Annotated in this window: 16 protein-coding genes; 7 read left to right on the top strand and 9 right to left on the bottom strand. The window is 69.9% G+C overall.

Annotated features, from left to right (window positions below):
* Positions 1-69 precede the first annotated feature (69 nt).
* Positions 70-618 carry an NYN domain-containing protein gene (locus ACT3T5_RS17945; protein ID WP_193117724.1) on the bottom strand — a complete coding sequence of 183 codons (549 nt, stop codon included), beginning with the start codon at positions 616-618 and terminating at the stop codon, positions 70-72.
* 415 nt (positions 619-1,033) lie between these two features.
* On the opposite strand from ACT3T5_RS17945, the gene ACT3T5_RS17940 reads away from it, so the two are divergent.
* Together ACT3T5_RS17940 and ACT3T5_RS17935 are read left to right on the top strand one after the other, a co-directional pair.
* Positions 1,034-1,165, top strand: coding sequence for a hypothetical protein (locus tag ACT3T5_RS17940; protein ID WP_444595109.1), 132 nt, complete (start codon positions 1,034-1,036; stop codon positions 1,163-1,165).
* A gap of 619 nt (positions 1,166-1,784) precedes the next feature.
* Complete coding sequence (locus ACT3T5_RS17935; RefSeq protein WP_444595108.1) at positions 1,785-3,374, top strand: HNH endonuclease signature motif containing protein; 1,590 nt, start codon at positions 1,785-1,787, stop codon at positions 3,372-3,374.
* 21 nt (positions 3,375-3,395) lie between these two features.
* Here the strand turns inward: ACT3T5_RS17935 and fdhA are convergent, their stop codons facing one another.
* The 5 genes from fdhA to ACT3T5_RS17910 form a co-directional block, all read right to left on the bottom strand.
* Positions 3,396-4,622: a formaldehyde dehydrogenase, glutathione-independent gene (gene fdhA / locus ACT3T5_RS17930; RefSeq protein WP_193117726.1), complete on the bottom strand. Its 1,227-nt coding sequence runs from the start codon at positions 4,620-4,622 to the stop codon at positions 3,396-3,398.
* Between the two features lie 156 nt (positions 4,623-4,778).
* Positions 4,779-5,105: a DUF2249 domain-containing protein gene (locus tag ACT3T5_RS17925; RefSeq protein ID WP_444576985.1), complete on the bottom strand. Its 327-nt coding sequence runs from the start codon at positions 5,103-5,105 to the stop codon at positions 4,779-4,781.
* A gap of 158 nt (positions 5,106-5,263) precedes the next feature.
* Complete coding sequence (locus ACT3T5_RS17920; RefSeq protein ID WP_444576986.1) at positions 5,264-6,325, bottom strand: Gfo/Idh/MocA family protein; 1,062 nt, start codon at positions 6,323-6,325, stop codon at positions 5,264-5,266.
* A gap of 56 nt (positions 6,326-6,381) precedes the next feature.
* Complete coding sequence (locus ACT3T5_RS17915; protein ID WP_444595107.1) at positions 6,382-7,281, bottom strand: sugar phosphate isomerase/epimerase family protein; 900 nt, start codon at positions 7,279-7,281, stop codon at positions 6,382-6,384.
* Positions 7,282-7,386: 105 nt separating this feature from the next.
* Positions 7,387-8,562 carry an ROK family protein gene (locus tag ACT3T5_RS17910; protein WP_444576988.1) on the bottom strand — a complete coding sequence of 392 codons (1,176 nt, stop codon included), beginning with the start codon at positions 8,560-8,562 and terminating at the stop codon, positions 7,387-7,389.
* Between the two features lie 173 nt (positions 8,563-8,735).
* On the opposite strand from ACT3T5_RS17910, the gene ACT3T5_RS17905 reads away from it, so the two are divergent.
* The 4 genes from ACT3T5_RS17905 to ACT3T5_RS17890 all read left to right on the top strand — a co-directional run bounded on the left by ACT3T5_RS17905 (position 8,736) and on the right by ACT3T5_RS17890 (position 13,246).
* The gene (locus ACT3T5_RS17905) at positions 8,736-10,238 is read left to right on the top strand and encodes a protein adenylyltransferase SelO (protein WP_444595106.1); all 1,503 of its coding nucleotides are present in this window, start codon (positions 8,736-8,738) and stop codon (positions 10,236-10,238) included.
* Positions 10,239-10,502: 264 nt separating this feature from the next.
* Complete coding sequence (locus ACT3T5_RS17900; protein WP_444595105.1) at positions 10,503-11,963, top strand: mechanosensitive ion channel; 1,461 nt, start codon at positions 10,503-10,505, stop codon at positions 11,961-11,963.
* A 270-nt stretch (positions 11,964-12,233) separates the two neighbouring features.
* Positions 12,234-12,794 carry a type 1 glutamine amidotransferase domain-containing protein gene (locus ACT3T5_RS17895; RefSeq protein ID WP_444576991.1) on the top strand — a complete coding sequence of 187 codons (561 nt, stop codon included), beginning with the start codon at positions 12,234-12,236 and terminating at the stop codon, positions 12,792-12,794.
* 35 nt (positions 12,795-12,829) lie between these two features.
* Positions 12,830-13,246 (top strand): hypothetical protein, encoded by a 417-nt coding sequence (locus ACT3T5_RS17890; protein ID WP_444595104.1) that lies wholly within the window; start codon positions 12,830-12,832, stop codon positions 13,244-13,246.
* Positions 13,247-13,338: 92 nt separating this feature from the next.
* Here the strand turns inward: ACT3T5_RS17890 and ACT3T5_RS17885 are convergent, their stop codons facing one another.
* The 3 genes from ACT3T5_RS17885 to ACT3T5_RS17875 all read right to left on the bottom strand — a co-directional run bounded on the left by ACT3T5_RS17885 (position 13,339) and on the right by ACT3T5_RS17875 (position 15,850).
* On the bottom strand, positions 13,339-15,045 hold the full coding sequence (locus ACT3T5_RS17885; RefSeq protein ID WP_444595103.1) for a DUF4091 domain-containing protein: 1,707 nt from the start codon (positions 15,043-15,045) through the stop codon (positions 13,339-13,341).
* Positions 15,046-15,122: 77 nt separating this feature from the next.
* The gene (locus ACT3T5_RS17880; protein WP_444576994.1) at positions 15,123-15,371 is read right to left on the bottom strand and encodes a helix-turn-helix domain-containing protein; all 249 of its coding nucleotides are present in this window, start codon (positions 15,369-15,371) and stop codon (positions 15,123-15,125) included.
* Entirely contained in the window at positions 15,371-15,850 is a 480-nt protein-coding gene (locus ACT3T5_RS17875) for a DUF2975 domain-containing protein (RefSeq protein WP_444595102.1), read from the bottom strand. Before ACT3T5_RS17875 ends, ACT3T5_RS17880 begins: the two co-directional genes overlap by 1 nt.
* Positions 15,851-16,363: 513 nt before the next feature.
* Here ACT3T5_RS17875 and ACT3T5_RS17870 point away from each other — a divergent pair.
* Positions 16,364-17,050 (top strand): alpha/beta hydrolase, encoded by a 687-nt coding sequence (locus ACT3T5_RS17870; RefSeq protein WP_444576996.1) that lies wholly within the window; start codon positions 16,364-16,366, stop codon positions 17,048-17,050.
* Positions 17,051-17,380 lie beyond the last annotated feature (330 nt).

Raw genomic sequence — 17,380 nt, 5'->3', positions numbered from 1 at the left:
CTCCGCCAGCACTGATCACCACACCCCGGGGAGGGGGGGGGGGCCGCGCCGCCCCCCCCCGACCGTGCCTCAGATGAACTCGAGCGGATCGAAGTCGTCGATGTCGATGATCCGCACGCGGGGCAGCTTGCTGGTGAACGCGGCGACGTCGTACTCGAGGTCGTGGAACTCGATGCCCGGGATCTCCTGGAGATCCGCGGCCATGAACTCGCGGAAGCCCACGAGAGCGGTGCGGCGGTCCGGCGTCGCCGCCAGATCCGTCATCTGCGGGACGAAGTCCTTGTCGTGGCTGACCAGCATGACGTCCGCCGCGCGCGACTGCAGCGCCTCGGCCGTGCGCTGGATAGCGATGTCCACGACCTTGCCCTCGCCGCGCAGCGGGACCGTCTTGTAGCCCAGCGCGATCAGCGCCTGGACGAAGCCCGACGGCAGGCTGTCGCCGACCGCGAGGAAGAACAGGCCCTTGACGGGCTGTGCCCACGAGACCTCGGCGTGGTGGAGAAGCTTGTTCCAGCGCGGACGCTCCTCAGGCTGCGGCCGACGGCCGAGCACGGAGATGCCGAGCGTGGCGTCGATGTTCTCGCCGTCCACCAGGAGGTATGTGGTGCGTTCTGTCATGCCTCGACCTTACGCGCTCGGGAGGGCCGACGCGCGCGAGGACCGACCCGCGCAGGGGCGGACGTGCGGGAGCACGAACGGGGCACAGACGACTGCGGCCGGAGCACGGGCGGGCAGGTTGTGACACGGAGGGACACGGAGTGATACGGGGGGACACGGAGGGACACGAAAGGGCACTGATGGACACGGTGTGACACGGAGAAACGGGCCGACGGGGCGGACGCAGCGGAAGATGCGCAGCACCCCGCCCGGCGGATCCGCGTCGAATTGTCCTCCACAATGATGCCCCATCCACATTCTCAGCCCGGGGCTTGACATTCAGAATGAAGCATCTTCGAGTCGGCCCCACGGGTTATCGATTTTGATGGAGTTTCCGTCGACGTGGCTCATTGCTGCGCCTCGATGGCGAGTCTCGATGGCGAGTCTCGATGGCGAGACCGGCGAGACCGGCGAGACCGGCGAGACCGGCGAGACCGGCGAGACCGGTGAGGCCGGTAGGACCGGTGGCACCGGTCGGGCTGGTGCGGCCGGTGAGGCTCGAGGGTGAGCTGTGCCGAGTCCGGAGCGTGTCTTGGCGGGAACTCCACGCCACTTCGCCCGCGTGAAGGATGCGCGGAGATCTCCCCCTCAGAGGTCTTGTTCCGAGGTCTATCTGACATCGATGTGAGGGGAGCTCAGGCGTCGACGTGAAGGCCTCTGACCTGGATGGATGCCTATCCAGGGGCACGTCGGTCCATCGCGTCACCTGCCCATCGCGTCACCGCGGGACCTGCCGAGCTCGCTCCACCTTCGCGTCGCCTCGTTAGAGCGCGCCGCTCCATCGCCTCCGCTTTTGCGCTCACGCGCTGTCATCACCCCGCCTCTCCGCCGAGCCTCGGCGCTCTCACCGTCACGCTGGCTGCCCTGCTGCCCTGCTGCCCTGCTGACCGTTCCGCAGGCTGTTTAGCTGGCCGTCCCGCTGGCTGCCCGACCATCTGCTCATACCGTCGTCCGGCGGTCGACCTCTCCTCCCCACAGGGTAGTTATCCACAATTCTTCCCCGCCACGCGCCCATTCCGTGAAATGTCGGAGCTGCGATATAGAATGAAGGTATTCGGTCGTAGGGTAGCCACCGAGAGAATCTGCGGACGGTTCTGATCGGGTCGTCGGAAGTCGAGGAGGGCGTCATGGGTGAGGAACTGAAGGGAGACATCCCCACCTGGCCCGTGCGCGCCCGCATCGAGCTCACCGAAGAGCGCATCGTCGAGAACGCCGAGGCGGAGGAGGACGAGGGTCAGGCTGTCTGCGTCCGGGCGATCTTCGGCTCGATGCGTGAGCGCGCGAAGCTCTATGCGGAGCAGATGCTGCTGCTCACGGAGTTCTTCACCCGTGATCCCGATGCGTCGGGTTGCCTGGATGATGCCGACATCTCCGCGATGAAGGTCGCCCTGGGACTCCGCTGCAGCATCCCGCAGGCAGAGGCTCAGATCCGCGATGCCCACCGCAGCGTCGAGCTCATGCCGCTGACCTACGACGTGCTCGCCGCCGGTGATCTGCCCGAGGACTTCCACCACTATCTGCTGCGGCGGATGCGCCGGCTGAGCGACGAGCAGGTCGGGATCGTCGACGCGCACGTGGCGGGTTGGGACCTGCGGTCGATCTCCCGCAGCCAGTTCGAGCGTCATGTGCGTCTGCTCGTCGCCCTGGTGAGCGCCGGGTCGCTCACCATGCCGCAGTCACCGGTGCGGGACGTGCGGCTCGACATGACAGATCCCGAGAGTGGCACCGCGACGCTCCTGGTCAGCGGGCCTATCCCGGAGATCACGGCGCTCGCGCATCGTCTCGACGTCAGCGCGAGGGACGTGCAGAAAGCCCAGCGCCATGCCCTCCAGGACGAACTGGAGGGGCCGCTGCCCTTCGATATCGACGAGAACATTCGGGAGCGGGGACGGCCGCTCTCCCTGGCCACGTTGCGCTATGCAATCCTCACCCACTCGATGCTCGACATCGACCCGGTCCAGGAGACGTCCACGGCGTACAAGATCCTGGTCACCGTGCCGGCGATGACGCTGATGGGGCTTGAGGACGCACCCGCCACGCTGAACGGGATCACGCCGATCCCCGCGGAGCAGGCCCGCGACCTCGCCGCAGGCCACAGCACCTGGCAGCGGATCCTCACCGACCCGATCACCGGCGCATACCTCCCGGTCGTGGCGGAGACCTACCAGCCCACCGCTCAGATGCGCCTCCAGCTGCGCCTGCGGCACCCGGTCTGTGCGGCCCCGGGCTGCGCAAGGCCCACCGTTCTCGCCGCCGAGGACGACCACATCCTCGAATACGACCACGAGCATCCTGACCGGGGCGGGCCCACCAGCATCTGGAATCTCCACCGACTGTGCTGGCTGCACCATCAGCAGAAGACCGCCGGGCGCACCGATCCGGTTCGGGCCCCCGAGGACCCGGAAGATCACGCACGGGACGCCGCCGGTCGCAGACCGATCGGGACCACCTGGAACATCGACCGGGAGATCCGTGCCCGCACCCGCGAGGAACGGGATCTCCTGACCCCGATCCTCGCGACGCTCCTCGCCACCGCCTGGGAGCAGCATCAACGTGCCCATGCCGACGCCGCCCGGCTGCGTGAGGAGCAGGAGCGGACGCCCCCGGCAGAGCGCAGCGCCGAGGAACGCCGCAGCGTCAGGAGGCGGGCGGAAGGTTGCCCGCCCGCTCCGCCACCGAAGCCCTCGGATGGTTGGGACGACCCGCCGCCCTTCTGACCGTGCCGATGATCGTTCCGGTCAGAGCGCCTCGACCTTCCCGGTGACACCATGAGGATCGATGACGTACTTCTTGGCGATGCCCGCGTCGAACTGGGCGTAGCCCTTCGGGGCGTCGTCCAGGGAGATGGCGGTGGCGTTGACGGCGTCCGCGATCTGCACCTTGTCGTGCAGGATCGCCTCCATGAGTTGACGGTGGTAGCGCATCACGGGGCACTGGCCGGTGGTGAACGACAGCGACTTCGCCCAGCCCAGGCCGAGGCGCAGCGACAGCGATCCCTCCTGGGCAGCCTCGTCGACGCCGCCCGGATCGCCCGTGACGTACAGGCCGGGGATGCCGAGGGCGCCGCCCGCCCGGGTGACGTCCATCAGCGTGTTCAGCACGGTCGCCGGCGCCTCGCCGGCATCCTTGCCGTGGCCGCGGGCCTCGAAGCCGACGGCGTCCACCCCGGCGTCGACCTCCTCGCGGCCCAGGATCCGGGTGATCCCCTCGCGGGGATCCTCCTGGGAGACATCGATGGTCTCGCAGCCGTGCTTCGCGGCGTTGGCCAGGCGGTCCGCATTCATGTCCGCCACGATCACGACCGAGGCGCCGAGCAGCTGCGCGCCGATCGCGGCGGCAGTGCCGACGGGGCCAGCACCGGCGATGTACACCGAGGAGCCCGGGCCGACCCCGGCGGTGACCGCGCCGTGGAAGCCGGTGGGGAGGATGTCCGAGAGCATCGTCAGGTCGAGGATCTTCTCCATCGCCTGGTCCGCGTCCGGGAACTTCAGCAGGTTCCAGTCCGCGTAGGGCACCAGCACGTACTCGGCCTGTCCGCCCACCCAGCCGCCCATGTCCACGTAGCCGTAGGCACTGCCGGGCCGATCGGGGTTCACGTTCAAGCAGATCTCGGTGCGGCCCTTCTTGCACAGGGAGCAGCGGCCGCAGGAGATGTTGAAGGGCACCGAGACCAGGTCGCCCTTCTGGATGAATTCGACGCCGGGTCCGGTCTCGATCACCTCGCCGGTGATCTCATGTCCCAGCACCAGACCCTCCGGGGCCGTGGTGCGACCGCGCACCATGTGCTGGTCGGAGCCGCAGATGTTCGTGGTGACGACCTTGAGGATCGCGGCGTGGGGGAGCTTTCGGCCGACGTTGTCCGGGTTCACCCCCGGACCGTCCTTCAGTTCATACGTCGGGTAGTCGATGTCGACCACATCGACCTTGCCGGGTCCCTGATAGGCGATGGCGCGATTGCTGGTCATGGGAGGCCTCCTTGCCTGATGGGCGGCCTGTCCGTGCCCGGTTCCACCGGGGCGCGGCCACCCCCTCCAGACTCTGTGACCGGCGTCACGATGTCAATATGTCGGCGAGCGATGCGCGCGAACGGACAGGAGCCTCTCGGGGGGGGGGGGGGACGCTCAGCCCTTGCGCGTCAGCCGCAGCACCCATTCGTCGGGCCCGCTGACCAGGTAGTCGATGTCGACACCGGCGTCATAGCGTGCCTGGGCCTGGGCGAGCAGCGGCTTGGGGTCGTGGGGTGCCACGAGATCCATCGAGAAACCCGGCCGGATCGAGTCCAGCGCCCCGAGGACTGCGGCGTGACGGATGGAGTGAGGGATGGCGGCGGCGTCCAGGCGCGGCACCTGCGCGTCGTCGTGGTCATGGCCGGAATGCTCGGCATGGCCGGACGTGCCGTGCGGGGAGGCGGACGAGGACGAGCCGGGGAACGGGAGATTCTGAGTCATGGACCCATGTAACTCCACATTCCCCGGCTCGTGGGGGCCGTCGTCGGCTGGATCGGCTGGGCGACCGGATCGACTGGATCGACTGGATCGACTGGATCGACCGGATCGACTGGATCGACTGGATCGACTGGGCGACCGGATCGGCCGGACCTCGGCTGTCAGACCAGCGAGATCTCCTGGCCGGACTCGGCGGAGGCATAGATCGCCTCGAGGATGCGCACGATCTCGACACCGTGCCAGGCCGGGGCGACCGACTCGGCGCGTCCCAGGCCCGCGTCCACGAAGTTCTGGATCTCGTTGGCGAAGCCGACGCCGAACTCGAAGGTGCGCGAGGCGATCTGCGGCTCGATGTTCACCACGGAGTCGTGCATCTCGGTGGCGATGTGCAGCGCCGGCTCGAGCTCCGCGCCGCCCTTCTCCCCGTAGACGGACACGTCGATCGAGTCCTTCGTGGCGTGCAGCGAGTACGAGCAGTCCAGCAGCAGCGAGGCGCCGTTCTCGAAGCGGATCACGGCGTTGGCGAGGTCCTCGACGGTGTTCTTGCTGGGGTCGTAGTCCGCCGCCTTGTAGCGCGGCATCGTGGTGACGTTCCCGCGGCTGCCCAGCTTGTCGTAGGTGTTGCCGCTGACGGAGACCACCTTGGGGGAGCCCATCAGGTACCAGCACAGGTCCAGCACGTGGATGCCGATGTCCAGCAGCGGACCGCCGCCGGAGATCTCCTTGTCCGCGAACCAGCCGCCGGGGTTGCCCACCCGGCGCATGCAGCTGGCCTTGGCGTAGTAGATCTCGCCCAGCTCATCCGCGTCGATGAAGGACTTCAGCACCTGGCAGTTGGGGGAGTGGCGCCGCACGAAGCCGACCTGCACCACGCGGTCGTGCTTCTCGGCGGTCCGCTGGATCTCCTCGGCCTCGGCGACGGTGCGGGCGATCGGCTTCTCGACCAGCACGTGCTTGCCGGCCTCGATCGCGGCGATGGCCCAGCTCGCGTGGGAGTTGTTCCAGGTGCAGATGCTCACGCCGTCGATCTCGTCGTCCGCGAGCAGCTCGTGGGGATCCGCGTAGGCGCGCTTGGCGCCGAACTTGTCGGCCACGGACTGCGCGCGCTCGAGGTTCATGTCCGCGACGGCGATCAGCTCGACGTCGGCGTTCTCGGAGTATGCGGTGAGGTGGGACTGGGCGATGCTGCCGGCGCCGATGACGCCGACTCGGAACTTCGTCATGATCAGGGGGTCCTTAGGGGTGGAAAGGTGGTGCGGTGAAAGGTGTGACGTGGGGGTCAGGCGTTCTCGAGCAGACGGCGGGCGTTGGCGATGCCGCGTTCGCAGCCCAGCAGGCAGTCCTCCCAGCCCTCGAACTCGATGGAGGCGTAGCCGCTGTAGCCGGAGGCCTTGATGGCGCGGGCCACGGCCGGCAGGTCGATATCGCCGTTGCCGACGACCGCACCGCGCAGGTGCTTGCCGCCGCGGCTGCGGAACCAGCCGTCGCCGGGGGCGGCGTCGGCCGGACGGATGTAGAAGTCCTTGAAGTGGACGACCATCGCGTACGGCAGGTTCTGGGCGACGGAGACCTCCGGGGCCTCGTCGACGCAGACGAAGTTGCCCACGTCCAGGGTGGTGCGGAAGTTCGGCTCGTCCACCGCGTGGATGATCCGACGCACGCGATCGGCGGCCTGCACGAAGAAGCCGTGGTTCTCCAGGCTCGTGGTGATGCCCTTGGTCGCGGCGTACTGGGCGACCTCCTTGCTGGCGGCGACGATCGAGGGCAGCGCCTTCTCGAACTCCGGGGTGTCATCGCCCTCGAGGCCGGGATGGCCCACCACGTCGTGGCGCATCTGGCGGATCCCGAGCGTCTCGGCCAGGTCCACGTACTTCTTGATGCGGGCCACCTGGGAGGCGAGCTCCTCGGCATCGTCGGTGGAGAGGTTCGCGCCGATTGCGAGGGTGGACAGCGGCACGCCGGCCTTCTGGGAGACGGCGCGGATCTCCTCGACGTAGGCGGGATCGGAGTTGATGGTGGGGATCGCCGAGTCGGCGTCGTCGCCGAGGGAGGCGAGCTCGAGGTGCTCGCCCTCGCTCGCGGCCACCCACTCGATCACCTCGGGCAGGGTCATCTCGCCCGTGGAGAGCTTGGAGTGGAAGCTGTAGGAGCTGAAGCCGAGGCTGATGCCGGTGGTCATGGTGTGTTCCTTCGCGAGAGGGTGCTGGGGGTGGAATCGGTGGCGGTGGCGGTGGCGGTGTGGATGTCGTGGGGGCTGGACGGGCCGGTGCAGGTGGGGGCGCTCTCAGGAGAGGGTCGCGACGGGCTCCTCGCTCGAGGGCGAGGACGAGGACACGTGGGCCGGCGCGAAGGCGCTCCACGGCGCCGGCACGCCGGGCACGCCGGCGATGCGGGAGGAGCCGTGCTCGAACGCTCGGCCCAGCGCCCCGGTGAGGGAGCCGTCGGTGGTCAGGCGCGCGGCGACCACCTCGGGCCGTTCGGGAGTCATGAGCAGGTGATGCAGGCTCCGGCGCAGCGGACCCAGCAGGGCCTCGCCCTCCCGGGACAGGCCGCCGCCCACGACGACCAGCTCGGGGTCGACGGTCAGCAGCACGGTCGCGATCCGGGGCGCGATCTCCTCGCAGAAGGCGACGATCTCCTCCTGGGCGGCGGGCTCTCCGGCCGCCGCCCGCTCGAGCAGCGGGCGGGCCTCGTCCCCGGTCGACCAGGTCAGGCGCCCGCGCCGGGACGTGCTCGTCCAGCGCATGCCGCGCTGGCTGCCGAGCTCCCCGGCCAGCCGGTGGCTGCCCTGCAGGATGGTGCCGCCCACGATCAGCGCCACCGAGATGCGGTGACCGATCTGCACATAGGCGATCGACTCGGCGGGGGGCCCCAGATGCCGCTCCGCGAGGGCGGCGAGCTTGATGTCGTTCTCGACCACGACGTCGGCCTCGAGGAGGTTCTCGAGCTCACGGGTGAGATCCCGGCCGACGAGACCGGGCAGGGCGAGGCTCCGGGCGACGCGACCGTCGGCCCCGACGATGCCGGGCACGGCGACCCCGATCGCCGCCGGGGCGGTACCGGTCTCGCGCAGTGCGTGCTCGATCGCCTGGACGGGTTCCCCGCCCTCCATCGGCACCGTGGCGCGGGCGATCTCCACCCCGGCGGCGTCGGTGACCGCGCAGGTCGCGGAGCGCTCGCCGAGATCGATGGCGGCGACGGAGCGGGCCGAGGGGTCGAGGGCGAAGCGCCGTGCGGGGCGTCCGGGCTGCCCGGCGCGGGCGGCGGCCGTGGTCGCGAGCACGGTGGTGCCGTTCGCCGTGAGATCCTGCAGCACGCTGTCCACGGTGGGGCGCGAGAGCATGGTGCGAGCGGCGAGCTCGGCGACGCTCAGGGGCCCTGCGGCGTCGCGGAGGGCGAGCACGCAGTCGCGGGCGTTGGCCTGACGCACGACTGACGAGCTTCCTTCGATCCCGCTCATCGAGCTCCCTCGCTCTCGTCGTCCCGTGGTCGGCGTTGCGACGCCGGGCCCCGGGTCCTGTTTTGCAACCCGGTTGCACATTATCGGGGACCAGTCTTCGTTCTGAGGCCGCCCGGTGTCAAGAGAGGGCTTTCCCCTGGCGGCGGTAGCGTGGCGGGAAGGAGGCGATTGCCATGGACGATCAGGTCCTGTCCCAGACCTATGCCGCCGCTCTGCCGGAGCTCTCGATCCCCTGGCAGGCGGACGCTCCGCCGCGTCCCGAGCTGCTCTGGCTGAACGAGGAGCTCGCCGGTGAGCTCGGCCTTGACCCGGAGCAGCTGCGCACCCCCGATGGGATCGCCCTGCTCACGGGACAGGTGGATGAGCAGGGGTGCCCGCGACCGTCCCTCGCGCATGCCCCGGAGCATCCCTTCACCACGGCGCAGGTCTATGCCGGCCACCAGTTCGGGAATCCCAATCCGCAGCTCGGGGACGGCCGCGCCGTGCTGCTCGGCGATCTGCGCGGGCCCGCCGGCAGTCGTCATGACCTGCACCTCAAGGGGGCCGGGGCCACGCCCTTCGCCCGCGCCGGCGACGGCAAGGCGCCGCTGGGGCCGATGCTGCGGGAGGCCGTCGTCGGCGAATCCCTCCACGCGCTCGGCGTGCCCACCACCCGCGCCCTCGCCGTGCTCGGCACCGGGGAGCAGATCGCCCCGCGCCAGGGCGTCACCCCGGAGCCGGGCGCGATCCTGGTGCGCGCGGCGGCGAGCCATCTGCGCGTGGGCACCTTCGAATACGCCGCGTGGCACCTCGGCACCGAGGTCCTCGAGCGCCTCGTGGAGTACGCGATCGAGCGTCACCACCCGGCGGCGCGCGCTGCGGCGAATCCGTCCCTGTCCCTGCTCGAGGCGGTCGTGCAGGAGCAGGCGACGCTGCTCGCGCAGTGGATGCTCGTGGGCTTCGTGCACGGCGTGATGAACACCGACAACATGACCATCTCCGGCGAGGGCATCGACTACGGGCCCTGCGCCTTCCTGGACCGGCATCGCCACGGCGCCGTGTTCAGCTCGATCGACCGCGGGGGCCGCTACGCCTACGGCAACCAGCCGGGCATCGCGCTGTGGAACCTGTCCCGGTTCGCCGAGACCCTGGTGCGGCTGATCGACGAGGACCCGGATGTCGCCGTGGAGCAGGCGACGGCGGTGCTCGAGCGCTTCGAGCCGACGTATCTCGACGCGTACGCCCGGGGGATGGCGGCGAAGCTCGGGATCCCGACGGCCGACGGGGGAGGCCGGCTGGATGCCGTCCGCTCGATGGGCGCCGAGGTCCTCGCACTCCTCGAGGAGCAGCAGGTGGACCACACGGGCTTCTTCCGCGCCCTGAGCGACGGGGACCCCTCGGCCCTCTTCGCCGATCCGACGCCGTTCCGGGCGTGGCACGAGAGGCTTCTCGAGCTGCGGGGTGCCGGGCCTGCGGCGGACGAAGCCCGGGCAGGGATGATGCGCGCGAACCCCGTGCACATCCCGCGCAACGTGCACCTGGACGCCGCCCTCCGAGCCGCGCATCTGGGGGACCTCGACCCGGTGCTCACGCTCCTGGACGCCGTGCGCGAGCCGTTCGAGCGTCGCGCCGAGCATGCGCACCTCGAAGGGCCCGGAGACGGCGGCGAGGACTTCCTGACGTTCTGCGGGACGTGAGGCCGCGGGACAGCGAGGCTGCGGGGCGTGAGGCCGAGGGGCGTGAGGCCGAAGGACGGTGAATCGCCAGATCTCGGACAAAAACGACACTCGAACAGGAATCAGTATTCCGCTCTCACCTGCAGTTCTGGACGTGACGTAGGTCATAAACCATGCTCTTCATGAAGGAATCGTGAATGTTCCTTGGCCGATGACCGACCGGTTTACCTCAGGGCCGTCGGACGTGATCGGTGACCATCTTCCCCTCGAGCTCCGGAGGTTCCCGTGGATTCCCTATCGAACGTCGACTGGGCGGGGTTGGGACTGAAAGTCCTCGCTGCCGTCGTCATCATCATCATCACCGCGATCTTGGCCATGCTGGTCAAGAAAGGCGTCGCAAGCCTGACGCAGAAGGTCCCGGCACTCCGGCGGCCCGGCGTCGACGGAGCTGCTCTCGGCAATTCGCTCGGCACGATCGCCTCGATGGTCATCTGGCTGCTCGGTCTGATCCTCATCCTGGGGATCTTCCAGCTCTCGCAGGTGCTCACGCCCGTCATCGGGATGCTCGAGCAGGGCCTCGGGTTCATCCCGAACATCATCGGCGCCGTCTTCGTCTTCATCATCGGTCTGACGATCGCGAAGATCGTGAAGGCCCTGATCGTGACCGCGCTGAACGCGGTGGACTTCGGGAAGCTCCTGGGCACCGCCCAGTCCGGCTTCGACAAGGCCACCGGCGGCGTGACTTCCGCCGGTCGTCCGGCCGCGGCCGCCCAGGCCCCGCAGGGTGCACAGACCCAGACCGCACCCCAGGGCCAGGCCGGCCATCCGGGTCAGCCCGGTCAGCAGCCCGGGCACCCGGGACAAGCTCCGCAGGGTCGCCCCGCCGCTCCGGCGTCGAAGGTGCCCGAGATCCTCGCCTCGGTCGTGTTCGCCCTGATCATGATCGTGGTGTCCATCGCGGCGCTGCAGATCCTGGGCATCGCCTCGATCTCCGACCCCGCCTCCGCGATGCTCACCTCGGTGTTCACCGCGATCCCGAACATCATCGCCGCCGTGGTCCTGGTGGGCATCGGTGTGCTCATCGGCCGCTTCGTCTCCGGGCTGTTCCGCCCGATCCTCGAGAGCTCCGGCATCGATGCCTGGCTCACCAAGCAGGACATCCTCCCGGAGGGCTCCTCCGCCACCCCGACCGTGCTGCGCGTGGTCGAGATCGCCGTGGTGCTGTTCTTCGCCGTGATGGGCGCCCAGGCCCTGGGCTTCCCGCAGATCACCGCGATCCTCAGCCAGATCCTCGAGCTGGGCGGCAACGTGCTGTTCGGCGGAGCCATCATCGCCGCCGGCTTCTTCATCGCGATGATCGTCGGCAAGGTGCTCCGCGGCACCGCCGGCACCATCGTGAAGTGGGCCGTGATCGTCCTGTTCGTGGCCATGGGCCTGAAGTCCATGGGCGTGGCCGACTCGATCATCGAGATGGCCTTCGGCGCTCTCGTGATCGGTGCCGCCGCTGCCGCGATGCTGGCCTTCGGTCTCGGCGGGCGCGACGCCGCGGCCCGTCAGCTCGCCAAGCTGGAGAAGGCGGAGGCCCACAAGCCTGCAGCCACGGGCCCGGCGACCGGCTCGACCGGCCCGGCGACTGGCTCGACCGGCCCGGCGACGACTGCCGGTCCGGCGACGACTGCCGGTCCGGATGCCTCCGGGCCGGCTCCGTCGGCCGGACCTGCGGTGCCCCCGCGCCCGCAGGACTGATCCACTCCCTTCGCTGCCCGCTTCCCTGCATCGCAGCGGTCTCGAGGCCGTCATGGTTCCGCCATGGCGGCCTCGAGGCGTGCAGAGCAGGCTCTGAGCAGGGCGGGAGAGCTGCGAGAGATCCACGGGAGAGCCACGGAAGAGTTCCGGGAGCGACCGGTGGAACCCGTGGAGAGCACGGTGCTACGGTCGGGAGCACAGGCGGTCCGGAGGTCGACGTCACCGCACGCCGGACTCCGCCGCCGTCCCTCTCGACGGAAGGTGACGCTCATGACCAATACTCTTGAAGGCCGTGCGGTCCTTGTGCTGACCAGCAACTTCGGCACGGAGACCGACGAGATCCAGCGCCCCCTCGCCACGCTGCGCGACGCCGGCGCGACGGTCACCGTCGCGGCGACGGAGGCGGGAACAGTGCAGACCCTCGTGGTGGACCACGACCTCGGCCCCGAGGTGCCCGTGGACACCACCTACGACGCCGTGCAGGCGGGCGACTTCGACGCCGTCGTGCTGCCCGGCGGCACCCTGAACGCGGACGCCCTGCGCACCGACGAGACGGTCCGCTCGCTCGTGACGGCGTTCGCCGAGAGCGGCAAGCCCGTCGCCGCCATCTGCCACGCCCCCTGGGTGCTCATCGAGGCCGGCCTCGCCGACGGTCGCGAGCTCACCTCCGTCGACACCATCCGCACCGACCTCGTCAACGCCGGGGCGCAGTGGAGCGACCAGGAGGTCGTGCTCGACGACTCCACGGGATTCCGCCTGATCACCTCACGGAACCCTGGGGACCTCGACGCCTTCGGGGCGGCGATCATCGACGCCCTGCGCCAGTCCTGATCAACGCGAGACCACGTGACCACAGGAGGAATGCCATGACCGAACCCCTTGACCCCGAGCGCCTTGACCCCGAGCCCCTTGACCCCGAGAACCTCGCAGCCGACGCCGAGCAGGCCGACCCGATGCAGGATCCCGAGGTGGAGAAGCTGGCAGAGACCAGCGAGGACGAGTACGAGCGCCCGGTCGAGGACGGGCCCGGGGACGTGAGCATCGACGACGCCCTGGAGACCGACCGGGTGGCCGCCGAGGGCGCGGACTCCCGCAACGCGGACGGTTTCGGCGTCGACGCGGACCGCGAGCGCGGGGCCGACGACACGGTCGCCGCGGAGCAGGGCAACCGCGACGAGGACCGCATGGAGAGCGATGCGGAGGACGCGGAGCTCGACCAGATCGCCGGTTCCGCCGGGGATGCCGCCGGGACGGACCGCGACCTCGCCGACCCGGAGGTCTGAGCGGGCGGGGTCCGCGCTCGCCGCTCACCCCGCCCGCGGCCGACTCAGCTCACGGCCGACTCAGCTCACAGCCGCTTCAGCCCGCGGCCGCTTCAGCCCGCGGCCAGGGCCGCCAGGATCCTCTCGTCGGCCGCGTGCCGGGAGCGCAGGTGGGCGCTCACGTCGTAGGAGAACGACGAGTAGGTCAGCGTGCCGCCCTCGTCGATCAGCGCCTTCGCACTCGGCCGGTCGGTGAGCTCGGCGAGCCAGGTCAGCGCCCGATGGTCGGCCATGGCCTGCGCGAACACGCGATGCCCGATCGACAGCCAGGGAGTCCCGTCGGGGCCCGGGTAGACGGCGAAGGCGTCGCCGCCGAAGAAGGGGCCACCGGCGCAGGTCTCCTGGAACGGGTCGATCGGCTCGAGAGCGAACTGGGACCACCAGAAGTTGTATCCCCAGTGCAGGAAGCCCGGGGCGTCGAAGGCGAACAGCTGCCGGCCCAGCACACGGTTGCGCACCGACGGCAGGGCGATGTAGCGATTGGCGACGTCGCGGTTCTGGGAGACGCAGTAGTACACCCAGGGTGCCCAGCCGGCCTCGAGGAACGGGCCCACGTGATCGGTGGCCACGATCGGGGTCGCGACCACACCCTGCGCGGCGAAGTCGTAGGAGCTCAGCGCGTCGACCACCCGGGCGCCCTCGAGCAGGTCGGAGACCTGGTCCTTCGCGGCGCGGTACGCCTCGAGGTGGTCCTGGCCCGGCTCGTCGCTGATATGCCAGAGCACCTCGCCGTCCCAGTTCTCCCGGAGGTGCTCGCGCAGCGCGGGGACGAGAGCCTCGAGCAGCCGGCGGTAGGCGGGGGAGGTCGCCGGGACGTGCCATCCGAAGCGGTCCTCGAGCCCGCCGAGGGTCTCCACCACGATGGCCGGGGTGAAGCGCGCACCCCACTGGGTGAACAGGTGGGCGACCTCGATGCCCGTGAAGCCCAGGTCGCGACAGATCCCCAACCAGCGGTCCAGCCGGTGGAAGTCGAAGCTGTACTGCCCGTCGAGGTCGCGGATGCCCACCAGCTGCACGGTCGGGCGCGCATGTCCCTCGGCGGTGTCCAGCGGCGGGGTCCACGTGGGAGTCAGCACGGAGTTCACGTCCATCTCGCGCGCCGAGGCGAGGAAGGCCTCGATGAGCTCCCAGTGCCGCTCCGAGAACACCTCGACGTCGTAGTAGGTCGAGAGGCTGTCGGCGTGGAACCAGTGGGTGTTGGTGATCGCGAGGGCGGGCAGGGAGTGCGGATGGATCCTCAGCTGCACGGTGTGCTCGGCGAGCACGTGCTCCCCGTCGGCGCTGGTCAGCGTCACGGTGAGCGCATGGCTGCCGGCGTCGGCCTCTGCAGCGCCTACTACGTCGATCCACAGGGACTCCCAGGTCCCCGGTGTCAGGCGCACGGAGCCGTCGGTCACCGGCTCCAGGAGGTCGGGGTACTCGCCCGGCTCGGTGACCAGGTAGTGCTCGTCGGGGTTCTGCGGCGCCGGGGTCGCGACGGGGACGCGCCGCACCACGTGGAGACGGGCGCGCGGGGCGAGGTCGCCCGAGATCCGCACCTGCACCACCGCAGAGGCATCGTCGAGGCTCCGGGACGCGTGGGCGAACTGGTCCGGGGATGCGGTGTCAGGGGCGTCGTGCTCGTCGAGCAGCAGCGCGACCTGCACGGACAGGACCTCGCCGAGGAACCCGGCGGCGTGCGCACCCCCGATCAGCTCGGCGGGGCGCGGGGCGGCGTCCCCGAGCACCTTCTCCAGGGAATCGGTCAGGACAGACTGCACGGCAGCACTCCTCGTCGGGGACGACATCGATGTCGGCGACCATCCTGGCACGCGCTGCGGCTGAGCCGTGCTCCGTCTCAGCCGTGCTCCGTCTCAGCTGCCTCCGACTCAGCTGCCTCCGTCCCAGGCACCCACTCGAGCAGGTCGCCCGGCTGGCACTGGAGGACCTCGCACATCGACTCGAGAGTGCTGAGCCGTACGGCCTTGGCGCGTCCGTTCTTCAGGACGGCGACGTTCGCGGGGGAGATCCCGACGCGCTGGGCGAACTCGCCGACGGACATCTTGCGACGGGCGAGCTCCACATCGATACGGACGATGATCGCCATCAGATCACCGCAGCCATCTCGACACGCAGCGTCGTGGCCTGCACCAGGAGCGACCGCATGACGATCATCAGCAGGGCCATGCCGACCCCGCCCACGATCCCCATCAGCAGCATCAACGAGAAGAGCGGCGGGCCGCCGACGGCCGAGGCCTGGTAGGTCACCGTGGCCAGGCACACCACGCTTCCCGCGAGAAGCGCGGCGATGATCCCATCCACCCAGCGCAGAGCCAGGGCCGAGAACACGTCGCCGCGCCGGGTGAATCCCAGGAGACGGATGGTGCAGAGGATGCCGACGTCGACGCACGCCAGTCCGAGGATCGACAGGCCCAGGAGCGGCCACCGCAGGAAGGCCGCGTCGGGCATCTCCTCGGCGACGACTCCCGAGAGCCACGGGAGGACGGCGAGCTGCAGGGCGGCGACCACCAGCAGAGCGACGACGAGGAGAGCGCGCAGGGCATCGACGGCGAATCGGGTGGGCATGTCTCGGGTGCTACGGGAAGGCATGCTTCGAGTGTCGCCACAAATCTATCGAATGTCAATCGATCGATCGGGTGCCTCGCACCCCTGCGCAGCTCTCCCTGCGTCGCTGGTGGGGCGCCGGCCCCAGGAATCTGCTCGCATCCCTGCGCGCTCACCGAGTGCGACCTTGGGAGCTGTTCATGCAGGTGAGAACGACTCCAAGGTCGCACTCGAATATTCCGTTGCCTGTCCGTGCGGGCAGTCGTACGGTGGTCGGACACAGAAGGGAGGTGATCCGAGAAGTGATTTCTTATCGGACAAGTGAGGTGGCTCGCCGCTGAGGCGACCATCGACCTGACCCGCCATCGGCGGATCATCAGATCGACGGACGTGCAGCGAAATCCCACCGAGCTGCCGGGACCCGCAGGTGGTCGGACAGCGTCCATCCGACCAGCGCAGATGCGCAGCCTGCGGGTCCTTTCCTGCCCGGATTCCCCACGCGCCCGTCCCGCGTGCGACGGCTACGCTCGAGGCATGACGAATGCATCCCAGTACGCGCCGGTCGAGCTGATCTCCTCGGCGATCGATGAGGACGCCGTGGTGCGGGCGGACCCGAAGGGCTCCGCGCCCGACGGCAAGCCCGTCGTGATCCTGCTCCACGGCCTGGGCAGCCACGAGGAGGACCTCACCGGTCTCGTGCCCTTCCTGCCGGCGGACTTCACGTACGTCTCCCTGCGCGGCATCTACCGCTACGTGCAGGGCTACGCCTGGTTCGAGATGCCCGTGGATCCGGCCCGCCCGGAGTCGCTGCAGGCGTCAGCCGCCGCCGTCGAGGCCTGGATCGCCGGCCAGTCGGCCCAGGGCGTCCGCGTGGCCGGCGTCATCGGCTTCTCCCAGGGCGGCGCGCTCGCGCTGCAGCTGCTGCGACGCGACCCCCGTGCCCTGGACTGGATCGTGCAGCTCTCCGGGTTCCCGTTCCCCGCGCCGATGCCGGGCGATGCGGCCCTGGCCGAGATCGCGCCTCCCGCGCTGTGGGGGCACGGCGGCATGGACCCGCACTTCGACCCCGAGCGGGAGGAGGCGGTGCGCGCCTTCATGCGTGAGCACACGCGGATGGAGGAAGAGCGCAGGCCGCACCTCGGGCACGCCGTGGACGAGGTCGAACTGCGCGCGATCGCCGCTTTCCTGCAGCGCCGGGCAGAGGAGTCCCCGGGCCGCTGAGCTCGTGGCGCTCGTGGCGCTCGGGACCCGAGGTCGGGGGCGAGGCTGACCCGGGGCCGGGGCCGGGGCCGGGGCCGGGTGTCGGGGGAGCGAGGGTGAGGCTGGCCCGGGGGGCGGGGGCCGGGTGCCGGGGGAGCTTGCGGGGCGAGCGGAGGCATCGAGTGGCGTCTGGTGAGCAGGCTGCCCGCATACGGCGCGGTCTGCACACCACGCGCCAGTGGATGCGTCGAGACCAGATGAGGTGGGGCTAGGCGAGGCGAGATGGGGCCGGGCTAGGCGGGGCGAGATGAGATGAGGCGGGGCGGGACGGGGCGAGATCAGGTCGATGTC

The sequence above is a fragment of the Brachybacterium sp. AOP3-A1-3 genome (assembly GCF_052378285.1).
Lineage (GTDB): Bacteria > Actinomycetota > Actinomycetes > Actinomycetales > Dermabacteraceae > Brachybacterium.
Note: the sequence above shows the minus strand (reverse complement) of the source record. Positions and strands in the feature narration are given on the sequence as shown.